This window comes from Candidatus Nitrosotalea sp. FS (assembly GCF_011319475.1).
Classification (GTDB): Archaea; Thermoproteota; Nitrososphaeria; order Nitrososphaerales; family Nitrosopumilaceae; genus Nitrosotalea.
Window position 1 is genome coordinate 1 of record NZ_RCMC01000022.1, and the last position, 11,635, is coordinate 11,635.

Genomic DNA, 11,635 nt, shown 5'->3' on the forward strand with positions numbered 1-11,635 from the left:
CAACTAACTTCTAAGCTAAGGTCTAGGCCTACAACTGAACTTGTCAGTTTGCCAATGGATATCATGTCTACACCTGATCTTGCATATTGTGTCACGTTTGAGTGATTTATTCCACCTGATGCCTCTATCCTTACTTTGTTTCGCAAGTTGAGTCGCTTGAGCTCAGAAANAGAAGGCATGATGAATCATGCCAAGAGTTCTCCTGCAAAGGAATTCGTTGTGGCAACAGAGACTGGTATACTATACAGGATGCAGAAACAAAATCCAGACAAGAAATTCATACCAATGTCTGAGAATGCCATATGCAAGTACATGAAGATGATTACACTTGACAAGGTGTATGCATCTTTGCAAGAAAACAAGTACCAGGTTAAAGTTCCAAGAAATATTGCAGAAAAGGCTCATCTTGCAATTGAGCGAATGCTTGCAATCAACTAACTTCTAAGCTAAGGTCTAGGCCTGAAACTGAGCTTGTTAGTCTTCCAATAGATATCCTGTCTACACCTGATCTTGCATAATGTGCCACGTTTGAGTGATTTATCCCGCCTGATGCTTCTATCCTTACTTTGTTTCGCAAGTTTAGTCGCTTGAGTTCAGAGATTACTTTTTGATAATTGGTGGTGACATGTTGTCAAGCATAATTATTTCTACACCTTCGTTTGCAGCAATGATTGCATCATTGAGGTTCTCCACTTCGACCTCGATTTTCTTGTGTTTTAGTTTTGCACGTCTTATCAAACCTAAAAAAGAGTCTGATGCAGCAATGTGATTGTCTTTTATCATCACCATCTGGTCAAGTGACATTCTGAGTTTGTGTCCACCTCCAATCTCTACTGCTTCCTTGTCGAAGATTCTCAAGCCAGGTGCTGTTTTTCTTGTGGAGTATAATCCTACTTTGGGATTTGCGGCTCGGATTTTTTTCACATAGGCATTTGTCTGGGTTGCAATACCGCTCATTCTTGACATTAAATNCTTTCTTGTTGAGTATAATCCTACCTTGGGATTTGCGGCATGGATTTTTTTCACATATGTGTTTGTCTGGGTTGCAATACCGCTCATTCTTGACATTAAATNGGCTACTGTCTGCCCGTCTCTTCTGTGTACTATGACCCTGCAATTCTTTGATGCAAAAATCTCCTTGGCGTATGACACACCTGCAACGATGCCATTTTCACGGGATATGATGGTTGCAGTAATTTTTNGTTACTGTCTGCCCGTCTCTTCTGTGTACTGTGACACTGCAATTTTTTGATACGAAAATTTCTCTAGCATATGAGACCCCCGCAATGATGCCATTTTCACGGGATATGATGGTTGCAGTAATTTTTNAGATACTGTCTGTCCATCTCTTCTGTGTACTAAAACCTTGCAGTTTTTTGATGCAAAAATTTCTCTGGCATATGATACACCTGCAATAATGCCATATTCACGAGATATTATAGTTGCAGTAATTTTTTTTCTTGAAAGTAATCTGCTTGTAATGTCTCCACTTTTGATATCTTCGGCAAGAAATTTTTCTAACTGTTTTTTTGTACTTGGTTGCAACCTATGTTACCTTGAGTGCGTACTTGCCTTTCTCTTTTATTCCTAGAGACTTGGCAACTAAAGAATTTGTTGGGTCTACAACAAGGACTGAACTACTCCAGTCTGGACTAAGATCAGATGATTTGCATATTGGACAAACTTTTCCTACTGTAACAAATTTGCATTTGCGACAAGCCAATTCTCTTACCATGTCTTATCACTTGGCCTCCGCGTGTTTTACTTTTTCAGCTGCACCAGACGGAGGTGTTTTTGGTTTCTTGACTTCTGCAGCAGCTGCAGCAGCTGGATTTTTAGATTTTTTGATTTCTTCGTCAATCCATTCGTCTGCACCCAAGAATGGTTGTCTACATGTGATTCCGACTTTCATAGCTGCTGTCTTGCCAATTGATACTGCAGTAATTCTTGCACGGAGTGTTGTTCCAATCTTCATTGTTCTTCCACTCTGGTTTGCAAGGATCATGCCAGACTTGACATCGCTTTTGAGATAGTCATCCATGATTTGTGACAAGTGTAACAATGCATCTGTTGCACCGATTCTGACAAATGCTCCAAAGTCTGTAATCTCGACAATTTCTCCACGGACAATTTCCTGGAGTTTTGGTGAAAATGTTAATGCTGTAAATTCTACTCTGTGGTATGTTCCGCCATCGCCTGCAATTACCTTGCCCATCTTTTCGACCTTGGTCTCAAGTATCATGATGACATAGCCAAGCTCTGGGTTTATCATGCTCTCATATTTTTCACGAAGAATTGTGATTGCAGCCTTTTTGAGAGACTCTCCAAATAGTTTAGGAGGTATTCTAACTACATCAGTAAGTGTCGATATAGAAAACATCCATAAATCGACATAAAATTTGAATTTATGAATCTTTGGATGATTAGAATATTATTTTTGCCTATGTTTAAATATCGTATTCGGGATTTTTTACTTTATGGTTTCAGTTGATCAAGTACTTTCTACGTTATCTACCGTAATCGATCCAGATCTAAAAAAAGACATTGTCTCAATGGGGATGATAAAAGACATTGAGATCAATGGAGGCGATTTGAAGTTTACCCTAGAGCTTACCACTCCAGCTTGTCCATTTAATGACGAAATAGAGCAGGATGTGAGAAATGCAATTGCAAAGATAAAAGAGGTATCAAAATTTGATCTAAAAGTCACTGCCAAAGTCATGGAGGGAAGATCCCTTAGCATGGACGAGATGTTGCCAACTGTAAAGAACATCATTGGTGTTGCAAGTGGAAAGGGTGGAGTAGGAAAGACAACTGTATCTGTAAACTTGGCACTTGCATTGGCACAGACTGGTGCAAAGGTTGGATTACTTGATGCTGATATCTATGGTCCAAGTGTTCCATTGATGCTTGGAATGGGAAAATCTGCAATGGAAGTTGACAATAGTAAATTACAGCCAGCCGAATCCCATGGACTAAAGGTTGTATCATTTGGATTCTTTGCAGAGCAAGCACATCAGGCAGCCATCTATAGGGGACCAATAATTTCTGGAATACTAAAACAATTTCTTGTTGATACCAACTGGTCTGATCTTGATTATCTAATTGTAGACCTTCCACCAGGAACAGGTGACATTCCTTTGACTCTTGCACAAACCATTCCTATTACTGGTATAGTTGTTGTTACCACTCCACAAGAAGTTGCAAGCAATATTGCAGTCAAGGCATTTGGAATGTTCCAGAAACTGAACATACCTATCATGGGAGTGATTGAAAACATGAGCTATTTCATCTGTCCTAATTGTACTACCAAGCACTATGTCTTTGGAAAAGAGGGTGCAAAAAGAATGAGTGATAAACACGAGCTTGCATTCCTGGGAGAGATTCCTCTCAATCCTGGTATCATGGAAGGCTCTGATACTGGAAGGCCAGTACTTGTAACTGACCCCAACTCTCCACTGTCTCAATCATTTATGGTTGTGGCAAAAAACGTTGCAGCAAGATGTAGTGTACTTGCATCTCAGCTAAGTGAAGAACTAAAAGCTGAGGTCGCAACTCAAAAATAGTTCAAAACAAAGGTAAATTGTGCATCTTCCTGAAAATCTTCGGTCGTCATTAAAAAAACCTCTAGGTGTTTTGATACCTGACTATGAAGTGACTCGTTCTAGTGTATCAAGCAAGATTCCAAAGGACTCATTTGTAATTACTGTTGGTGATGCCACCACTGAAAAGATGATATCCTTTGGTCTTAGTCCATCACTTCAGATTGTAGATTCTCTTGAAAAAAGAAACAAGCGAGACTTGCCAGGTGGATATGTAAAGACAATGCTTGAATGCACAAACCCTGCTGCCGAGATAACAGAGCAGAGTATTTCTGTGATCAAACAGGCATTCAATATGGCTACCCCCGTGAGAATAATCGTATCTGGTGAAGAAGACTTGCTTGTTCTTCCGGTTGCAGTTTTTGCTCCTGATAACTCTGTGGTATTGTATGGCCAGCCAAATGAGGGACTGGTACTGGTACAGGTAACAGAGGAGGTAAGAAATAAGGCTAAATCCATAATGAGTTTAATGGTTTGAGTGGGGAATGAGGAGACGGTGGCTGTATGATTTGTGATTAAACTAAATATTTTCCGACCCTACTTGACTACTTTTATGGTTAAAACAAAAAAATCCACCATTGTCAATACGAATTTTGACAAAATGAATTAAACAAGAAATTCTAGTCTTTGATTCTGTGAAGCTTGACTCTGATCTACGCTTTAAGATATTAGAAAAAGTGGGTATCTACTCTGCAAGATTTAGTATTTCTGAACCAAAAATACTTTTTACAACAAAAGAGGTTCTTGACATGCCAAAGGAAGTGACTGAAGGGAGAAGGACGTCTGCATACAAGTACCTTGGAGTGTCATACATTCAAGATAATGTAGTTTTCATAAATGTCAGAAAGATGCCTGATGAGAAGATACTTGAAAATACCATTGTACACGAGTTGATTCATATGCGTTTTCCATATCTGAGCCATGGTAGGAAATTTAACAAGCTGGTAAGACGTGGTCTTGCAGGGTGGACATTCAAGCCGTATACAAAGAGACACTGAGTTATTCTGAGTTACTTTTCTTCAACTATTGTTGTCATGTCAAGCTTGTCTATCTGGGATTCTATTGTCTGCCTCATTGATTCATTGTGCTGTGCACAAAACTTGAAAAAACCATCTACTGTTTCAAAACAACCACATATCCACTTTGTCTGTATGTCACCCTCTACTGTCAATCTGTTATAGTCACTTTTCTTTGCCATGGAACTATACCATATGCATCGCGCTAAAAAAGTTTTGAAAAAATCATGGTATCGCCTAATGTGATAATTTTATAAAGTGTCTATCTGCTGAGTTTTAAAAGTGCAAGCAGAAAAAAATTCTATGTCAAGAGTACGAGTACTAGATACAAAACCTGTCGAAAAACAATGGGTCACTTTGGAAAATCCACATCTAATTGAGATTATATTAAAATCTGTAGGTGATGAAGACNATACTAGATAATGCAAAACCTGTTGAAAAACAATGGTTGACTTTAGAAGATCCACGCCTAATTGAGATTGTATTAAAATCTGTAGGTGATGAAGACAAAAAACATATCCTAAATGCAGTAATTGATGAACCTCATACCATTTCTGAAATACTTGATATCAGTATGATTCCTAGAACCTCTGGATATAGGAAAATAAATGCGCTAATAACTGATGGAATGCTGACTCCTCAAGGATATGACACCACTCATGATGGAAAGCGAGTTACAAAATACAAGGCAATCNCTATAGAAAAATAAATGCGCTGATAACTGATGGAATGCTGATCCCTCAAGGATATGATGTTACCCATGATGGAAAGCGAGTTACAAAATACAAGGCGATCTTTGATAACATTAGCATACTGATAGAAAAGAACAAGGTTATTGTAAAAATACAAACTACGCAAATAATCTAAGTTTTCTATTCTAGTGTATCTTTCATTTCTTCGAATTGTTCTTTTGTAATCTCGCCTCTGGCATAGCGTCTTTTCAGTATGGTTAGTGGATCATCATCAGTTGATTTTGGCTGGATGACTTCGGTTGTATGAGTTTGTGAGCGCCTGATTCCTTCATTGACTATTGCAACAATCTTTGCGGCTTTTTCTTTTGGTATTGCATCGATAAATCCTTGTTGATCATTGTTAAAGTATCCTGATGATATGATTACCTTTGAAGTAAAAACTCCGTTTTCAAGTTTTACATTGTTTATCTGGGTGTATGGTATTGCGTCAACATCTGAGCGTAATCCAAGTGAATTCGGGTCTCTGATTAACAGGCGCTTGTCTGTTGCAAAGAGTGTCTTTGGGGTTATCNGGCATCAACATCTGAACGCAATCCAAGTGAATTGGGGTCTCTGATTAGCAGACGCTTGTCTGTTGCAAAGAGTGTCTTTGGGGTTATCAGTTTTCCACCAGGCATTATCTTGCTTTGTCTTGCTACTGCCTTGATTGTCTCTGCTGCATCCAACATGTTCTTTATTCTATCAATCTCTGATAGTTCATCTTCGTCAAATTGGGAGCGGTCAAAGGTATATTCTGATTCCTTTTTCTTGCCAAACATGGTAATTATGGTTAAAAAAGTAAAACTGCCTCATAACTTGATCCATAATTTCTTCTGAGCATGGTAAAATGACTTGGAGGTAACTGATACACTAGGCGTGAAATGAACGAAATTTTCCTATTTTTTCCTAATTAAAAATAATATAATTGGGTTAAAAAAATCTAGACGCCGTATTTATGGGCAGCCTTCCATCTTTTGGATGAAATAGCCTTTCTTTTGGATCTCGTTGGCAATGGGCTCTGGTGCACCTTGTGAGTGGCAGAACTGACATTCCTCGGTTGAAACCTTTGACTCGCTCTCTCCGATGGTCTTGAGCCATTCTTTTGCATACTGGATTGCCTTTTGGTGATCCTTCTGGCTTGTAATGACGTCAAAATGCATCGTATGGCCGTCCTTTGCCTCTACGTATGTATCGTATACGTGAATTTCCATAATTATTATTCTAAAATAGGTATATTTAATCTAATTTGGACAAGTTTTTAACGAATACAAAAAGATCGCAAAAAATTAAACTCGATCACATCCAAAACGTGCCTGGTACGATTATTTACTAATAAACACCAAATCAAGATGTCGCAAAAAATGACCATTATTGTCCATTTCTTTTTGATCGAACAACTTGGCTAAAAAACATGACTGAAGGACCGCTTCTAGATGTTGGTAAATCCTTTTACGTTAGTTTGACTCATAATTGACGNCACCTTCAAGAAGACATGACTAAAAGACCATCTCGAGATGTGGTAAATCCTTTTACGTTAGTTTGACTCATAATTGACGATGTGGGGCGCAAAGAGCGAATTCAAGTGTAAAGACTGTGATACCACTTTTACGGACAAGGACCACCTTGAACGACACAAACACGTTCACAAAAAGTAAATCTACATAATCTTTACTGGGACTGGTACGATACCTGAATTGTAAATATACGCCTTGAACTCGTCATGTGTATTTGAAAAGATAACCCATGTTACCGGATTGATCTCCATGTATTTTTCATCTGTAGAGGACGGATATGGCACTGAATCTGGATGGGAATGAAATATTCCAATGACTTCAAGATTCATCTCTTCTGCCTGACTGTATGCTGTTATGAGTTCCTCGTTTGATATGGTAAAATTTACCGGAGATTTCTCAATGTTCTCTGTAAGGAAAATCTCTCTTATTGTGATGGTATCATTTACGTTGTTACCAAACAAAATAGCACAGGACTCATTTGGGGAATTTCGATTCGAGTATTTTTTGAGTACCTTGCCTGATTCTTGGATATTGTTATTGACTTGGGTACAGTCATCCTACTGTTACTTTTCCAGTCATCCATGGATGGACTGAACAGAAGTAATCCTGTGAACCTGCCTTTGTAAATGTGAACTGGAATGTTTTTCCTGGTTTTATTATGCCTGAATCAAATATGTCTCCTGAGACACTATCGCTTGGTTTGCCACTTGTTACGGTATGTCCAGCACTATCGCTATTTGTCCAGGTTACCGTAGTTCCAGTCTTGATTGTTACTGGATTTGGTGCAAAGCAGTTGTTTGTACTGACACATGCTGCATTCGCACTTGCACCTGCACCGCTTGTGATGGTTACACTTACTGGCTTGGCAGGAGCTGTAATTGTTATCTTTCCTGTCATGAATGGGTGTACTGTACACATGTAATCATATTCTGTCGCATTAAGTTTTGATGTATCTAGTCTGAATGTTTTTCCTGGTGATATGATACTTGAATCAAATATGGCACCATCTGGTGCATTGGTTACAGTATGTGGAACTTTGTCATTATTCTTCCATTCTATGATGTCTCNTGCTAGAGTCCCATGTATTACCGTCTAAACTGGTTACCGTGTGTGGAACTTTGTCATTGTTCTTCCATTCTATGATGTCTCCCTTGGGGACAGAAATTGTCGCAGGATTAAAACTTGGATTTCCTTGAACTGATGCATTTGCAGGAATCTCTATTGATATTACTGGAACATTTGAAACTGGTGCTGTGGCGTTTACTGCAGTCTGGTTTATGGATTGTAAATGGAACTGGGCACCTGGTCCTAGAAAACCGAATGCAGTATACGAACCAATGCCTACTACCATTGCTGCAACAAATATTGTTGCGACTGGCTTGAAGTATTTTGGCTTTTTCATGGAGAAGAAAGCAAGAACTATTGTTGGAATTAGGATGATGATTAGCAATCCGACAAATACTGGCAATGATGTGACTATCTTGTTCAAACCTATTGCATATACTCCAACAGAGCCTGCTATGCCAAAGATTACAAGTGTGGTTGCCTTTGCCCTTGGGCTAGTTGATACTCCGCCGCTTAGAATTCCTGCACTCAAAAACACCATGCCTACAAACATGGTCAGGCCCGAAAGTGCCTGCATTCCTGTAAGGAACGTATTTGCAATACCCAAATATGATAAAATTACTCCTGCAAGACCAATTGCAGTTAGTCCCATTCCTGGCATCATGAGGTCCCAGTCACTCATTTGTGCTTGTTCCATAAAGTGACATACTTAATTCTTTTGAACATCGGGAGAATCTTCGAAGAAATTAAATTCCCAGCAAAACAGCTATAGATCCGTGGGATTAAAGGAAGTACTTGAAGTATCAAAACCTAGAATCATAGTTTTACTTGTCATCACCGCAATCACTTCGATGTATGCTGCAAGCATCTTGATCGCACACAAGCCACTTGATGGTATCACACTATTGCATCTGATAGTGGCAGGAGCATTATCATCTGCAGGCTCTAGTGCATTGAATCACTATTACGACAGAGATATTGATCCATTGATGAAAAGAACAAGCACAAGACCAATCCCGTCTGGAAGGATGGCAGCACGTAGTGTCTTGATATATGGTCTTGCGGTCAGTGTTGTTTCAGTAATCTATGCATGGTTTACTCTAAATCCCGTTTCTACATTTTNTTATGGTCTTGCTGTAAGTGTTGTTTCAGTAATTTATGCATGGTTTACTCTAAATCCAGTTTCTACATTTTTCATTGCACTTGGAATATTTTTCTATGTGATAATCTATACTGCTTGGCTCAAACGCAGTAACTGGTCTAATATTGTAATTGGTGGATTTGCAGGAAACTGTGCATCGATGGCAGGATGGGCTGCAGCAACTGGTTCCATGGATATTCTTGGTGTGCTTGTTGGCATGCTTGTATTTGTATGGACACCATCTCACTTTTGGTGTCTTGCAATGAAGATAAGAGATGACTATGCAGAAGCCAAGGTTCCAATGCTTCCAGTATTGATTGGAATGCAAAAAACATCAAAGTATATTCTGCTCAACACCGCAATACTTGTACCATACTCTGTCATGCTTGTAGCATTTGGACTGGGCTATGTGTATCTTGGAGTTGCACTGGCATCAGGTGGTCTGATGTTGCTTTATCACTATAAACTCACAAAGACCCCCACTTCGGANCATTCTTGGTGTACTGGTTGGCATGCTTGTATTTGTCTGGACACCGTCCCACTTTTGTGTCTTGCAATGAAGATAAGAGATGACTATGCAGAAGCCAAGGTTCCAATGCTTCCAGTATTGATTGGAATGCAAAAAACATCAAAGTATATTCTGCTCAACACCGCAATACTTGTACCATATTCTGTCATGCTTATCGCATTTGGACTAGGTTATGTGTACCTTGGAGTTGCACTGGCATCAGGTGGTCTTATGCTGCTTTATCACTATAAACTCACAAAGACTCCGACTTCGGACTTTGCATGGAAGGCATACAAGGTGACTGCACCATATCTTACTATCATATTTGTAGGAATTGCACTTGATGCTGCGTTTCACTTTCCAGTGATAAAATAATTATTCTGGAATTTCTTCTTCTTGTCCGACACCTGGAAATCCTGATTCGTATTCTTTTTCCAGGTTCTCCATGTTCTGTTTTTCAATCTCATCTTCGTCTTCTTCTTTTTCAGCAATTTCTATTCTACGTTCGTCTTTTGTAAGCCATGTTACTTTTATCAAGCCATAAATCTCTAGGTTGAGAAGTGTCTTGTTGAACTCGTCTTCTGGAATTGAGATGCTTGCCTTGATTAGTGCCTTTGATAGTTCCGAGTCGGTAAGGGAGCCTGCAATCTTTATTTTTTCATATATTGTATTTCGTAGTGGAATGGCCATGTCTTTTAACCGTAAAATGCCTTGTCCATTGGCTTTGGTAGTGCATAAGTGATATTATCTTTAACTGTGGTATACCAATCCTCAACTCCTTTTGTAATTGATGGCTTGACGTTTTTGAGTGCAGCAGAAAAGTCTGCACTGCTAATTTTTTGACTGTTGTTTCTCATTGCATTTACTGCAGATTCTCTGCACACTGCAACAAGATCTGCTCCGCTATATCCCTTTGTCGCTACTGCAATCTCTTTTAGGTTAATGTCTCCGGAAAGTGGCATAAGTTTTGTCAATAGCTTGATGATCTCAAATCGTCCCTTCTCGTCTGGCGGTGGTACAAAAATCACTAGGTCTAGTCTGCCTGGTCGTATCAGTGATGGGTCTATCAGGTCTGGTCTGTTTGAAATTCCTAATACTATTACTCTTGATGCTCCACCGTCTTCCATCTCTGTAAGAAGCTGACTAAGCAGTCTTTCACCAATTCCTCCGTCTTCAGTTGACTTGGAGCGAGCAAGCGAATCAAGTTCGTCAAATATTATTATACATGGTGATGAGGTCTTGGCCTTTCTGAAGATCTCTCTTATTGCTTTCTCTGATTCTCCCACCCATTTTGATAAAATCTCTGGTCCTCTTACAAGTATCATGTTTGCACCACTCTCTGTTGCAAGGGCTCGGGCAAGCAAAGTCTTTCCACATCCTGATGGGCCATACAAGAGTGCACCCTTTGGTGGCTTGATTCCCATCTTTTGGAATTTTCCAGGCTCTTTTATTGCAGTTATCAAATTGTCCTCTAGAGTTCTTTTTGCATCGTCCAGTCCTCCAACTTCTTTCCACCATACTTTTGGACTCTCGACGTAAAACTCTCGCATTGCAGTTGGAACAATTTCGTGCATTGCATCATAGAAGTCCTGCAGTGTGATCTTTAACTTTAACAAAATATCAGGAGCAATCTTTTCAGTCTCGTTTTCTATCTCTGGAAGATATGTCCTTACTGCTTTCATTGCAGCTTCTCTGCATAATGATTTAATGTCTGCTCCAGTATATCCNGGAAGGTATGTCCTTACTGCTTTCATTGCAGCTTCCCTGCATAATGATTTAATGTCTGCTCCAGTGTATCCGTGCAATTCTGCAGCAAGTGTCTTGAGATCTACATCTTGAAGCGGCATACCGCGTGTGTGAATTTGTAATATCTCTAGTCTGCCGTCTGCGTTTGGTACTGAAATTTCAATCTCTCTGTCAAACCTGCCAGGTCTTCGCAATGCTGGGTCTACACTTTCTGGTCTGTTTGTGGCACCAAGAACTATGACATTTCCCCTGTCGTTTAGTCCATCCATCAACGCCAAGAGTTGGGCAACGACTCTTTTCTCAACATCACCG

13 protein-coding genes and 8 pseudogenes are annotated in these 11,635 nt (G+C 39.5%); 7 read left to right on the forward strand and 14 right to left on the reverse strand.

From position 1 onward, the window contains the following. Nucleotides 1-95 (reverse strand): annotated as a pseudogene (locus tag DYY66_RS00915) (nicotinate-nucleotide diphosphorylase (carboxylating)); the annotation flags it as partial. A gap of 75 nt (nucleotides 96-170) precedes the next feature. Here DYY66_RS00915 and nadA point away from each other — a divergent pair. Next, a pseudogene (gene nadA, locus DYY66_RS00920) lies at nucleotides 171-438 on the forward strand (quinolinate synthase NadA); the annotation flags it as partial. On the opposite strand, the pseudogene nadC reads toward nadA, so the two are convergent. The 5 genes and pseudogenes from nadC to DYY66_RS00945 form a co-directional block, all read right to left on the reverse strand. After that, nucleotides 431-966 (reverse strand): annotated as a pseudogene (nadC, locus tag DYY66_RS13615) (carboxylating nicotinate-nucleotide diphosphorylase). The pseudogenes nadA and nadC sit on opposite strands and share 8 nt — an antisense overlap. Before the next feature lie 236 nt (nucleotides 967-1,202). Further along, nucleotides 1,203-1,324: pseudogene (locus DYY66_RS15555) on the reverse strand (nicotinate-nucleotide diphosphorylase (carboxylating)); the annotation flags it as partial. A gap of 5 nt (nucleotides 1,325-1,329) precedes the next feature. Beyond that, a pseudogene (locus DYY66_RS00935) lies at nucleotides 1,330-1,545 on the reverse strand (nicotinate-nucleotide diphosphorylase (carboxylating)); the annotation flags it as partial. 1 nt (nucleotide 1,546) lies between these two features. Continuing rightward, nucleotides 1,547-1,735, reverse strand: coding sequence for a transcription elongation factor subunit Spt4 (gene spt4 / locus DYY66_RS00940; protein WP_148694018.1), 189 nt, complete (start codon nucleotides 1,733-1,735; stop codon nucleotides 1,547-1,549). A gap of 6 nt (nucleotides 1,736-1,741) precedes the next feature. Further along, nucleotides 1,742-2,380, reverse strand: a complete 639-nt coding sequence (locus tag DYY66_RS00945; protein WP_166285408.1) for a DNA-directed RNA polymerase — start codon at nucleotides 2,378-2,380, stop codon at nucleotides 1,742-1,744. A gap of 97 nt (nucleotides 2,381-2,477) precedes the next feature. Here DYY66_RS00945 and DYY66_RS00950 point away from each other — a divergent pair, with 97 nt between their 5' ends. The 3 genes from DYY66_RS00950 to DYY66_RS00960 all read left to right on the forward strand — a co-directional run bounded on the left by DYY66_RS00950 (nucleotide 2,478) and on the right by DYY66_RS00960 (nucleotide 4,600). Next, nucleotides 2,478-3,566 carry an Mrp/NBP35 family ATP-binding protein gene (locus tag DYY66_RS00950; protein ID WP_166285410.1) on the forward strand — a complete coding sequence of 363 codons (1,089 nt, stop codon included), beginning with the start codon at nucleotides 2,478-2,480 and terminating at the stop codon, nucleotides 3,564-3,566. A 19-nt stretch (nucleotides 3,567-3,585) separates the two neighbouring features. After that, nucleotides 3,586-4,080: a GTP-dependent dephospho-CoA kinase family protein gene (locus DYY66_RS00955; protein WP_166285412.1), complete on the forward strand. Its 495-nt coding sequence runs from the start codon at nucleotides 3,586-3,588 to the stop codon at nucleotides 4,078-4,080. A 157-nt stretch (nucleotides 4,081-4,237) separates the two neighbouring features. Then, a complete protein-coding gene (locus tag DYY66_RS00960; RefSeq protein WP_166285414.1) occupies nucleotides 4,238-4,600 on the forward strand; it encodes a hypothetical protein in 363 nt (120 codons plus the stop codon). Nucleotides 4,601-4,611: 11 nt separating this feature from the next. On the opposite strand, the gene DYY66_RS00965 is transcribed toward DYY66_RS00960, so the two are convergent. The 5 genes from DYY66_RS00965 to DYY66_RS01005 all read right to left on the reverse strand — a co-directional run bounded on the left by DYY66_RS00965 (nucleotide 4,612) and on the right by DYY66_RS01005 (nucleotide 7,925). Next, a complete protein-coding gene (locus tag DYY66_RS00965; protein ID WP_166285416.1) occupies nucleotides 4,612-4,800 on the reverse strand; it encodes a hypothetical protein in 189 nt (62 codons plus the stop codon). 690 nt (nucleotides 4,801-5,490) lie between these two features. Continuing rightward, the gene (locus tag DYY66_RS13625) at nucleotides 5,491-5,880 is read right to left on the reverse strand and encodes a PH domain-containing protein (protein WP_309223945.1); all 390 of its coding nucleotides are present in this window, start codon (nucleotides 5,878-5,880) and stop codon (nucleotides 5,491-5,493) included. A 422-nt stretch (nucleotides 5,881-6,302) separates the two neighbouring features. After that, complete coding sequence (locus DYY66_RS00990) at nucleotides 6,303-6,560, reverse strand: DUF2024 family protein (protein WP_166285424.1); 258 nt, start codon at nucleotides 6,558-6,560, stop codon at nucleotides 6,303-6,305. A 446-nt stretch (nucleotides 6,561-7,006) separates the two neighbouring features. Beyond that, nucleotides 7,007-7,324, reverse strand: coding sequence for a Mov34/MPN/PAD-1 family protein (locus DYY66_RS01000; RefSeq protein ID WP_218583551.1), 318 nt, complete (start codon nucleotides 7,322-7,324; stop codon nucleotides 7,007-7,009). Nucleotides 7,325-7,415: 91 nt separating this feature from the next. Further along, nucleotides 7,416-7,925: a plastocyanin/azurin family copper-binding protein gene (locus DYY66_RS01005; protein ID WP_338140851.1), complete on the reverse strand. Its 510-nt coding sequence runs from the start codon at nucleotides 7,923-7,925 to the stop codon at nucleotides 7,416-7,418. Between the two features lie 779 nt (nucleotides 7,926-8,704). On the opposite strand from DYY66_RS01005, the gene DYY66_RS13630 reads away from it, so the two are divergent. The 3 genes and pseudogenes from DYY66_RS13630 to DYY66_RS01020 form a co-directional block, all read left to right on the forward strand. Continuing rightward, nucleotides 8,705-9,050 (forward strand): UbiA family prenyltransferase (locus DYY66_RS13630; protein WP_309223946.1); only part of this gene is annotated, 346 nt, incomplete at its 3' end. 1 nt (nucleotide 9,051) lies between these two features. Further along, nucleotides 9,052-9,558: pseudogene (locus tag DYY66_RS13635) on the forward strand (protoheme IX farnesyltransferase); the annotation flags it as partial. Between the two features lies 1 nt (nucleotide 9,559). Further along, nucleotides 9,560-9,952: pseudogene (locus DYY66_RS01020) on the forward strand (UbiA family prenyltransferase); the annotation flags it as partial. On the opposite strand, the gene DYY66_RS01025 reads toward DYY66_RS01020, so the two are convergent. The 3 genes and pseudogenes from DYY66_RS01025 to DYY66_RS13640 form a co-directional block, all read right to left on the reverse strand. Further along, entirely contained in the window at nucleotides 9,953-10,267 is a 315-nt protein-coding gene (locus DYY66_RS01025; protein ID WP_166285432.1) for a hypothetical protein, read from the reverse strand. A gap of 5 nt (nucleotides 10,268-10,272) precedes the next feature. Continuing rightward, nucleotides 10,273-11,304 (reverse strand): AAA family ATPase (locus DYY66_RS01030; protein ID WP_255495951.1); only part of this gene is annotated, 1,032 nt, incomplete at its 5' end. A gap of 1 nt (nucleotide 11,305) precedes the next feature. Next, nucleotides 11,306-11,635, reverse strand: a pseudogene (locus tag DYY66_RS13640) (AAA family ATPase); the annotation flags it as partial.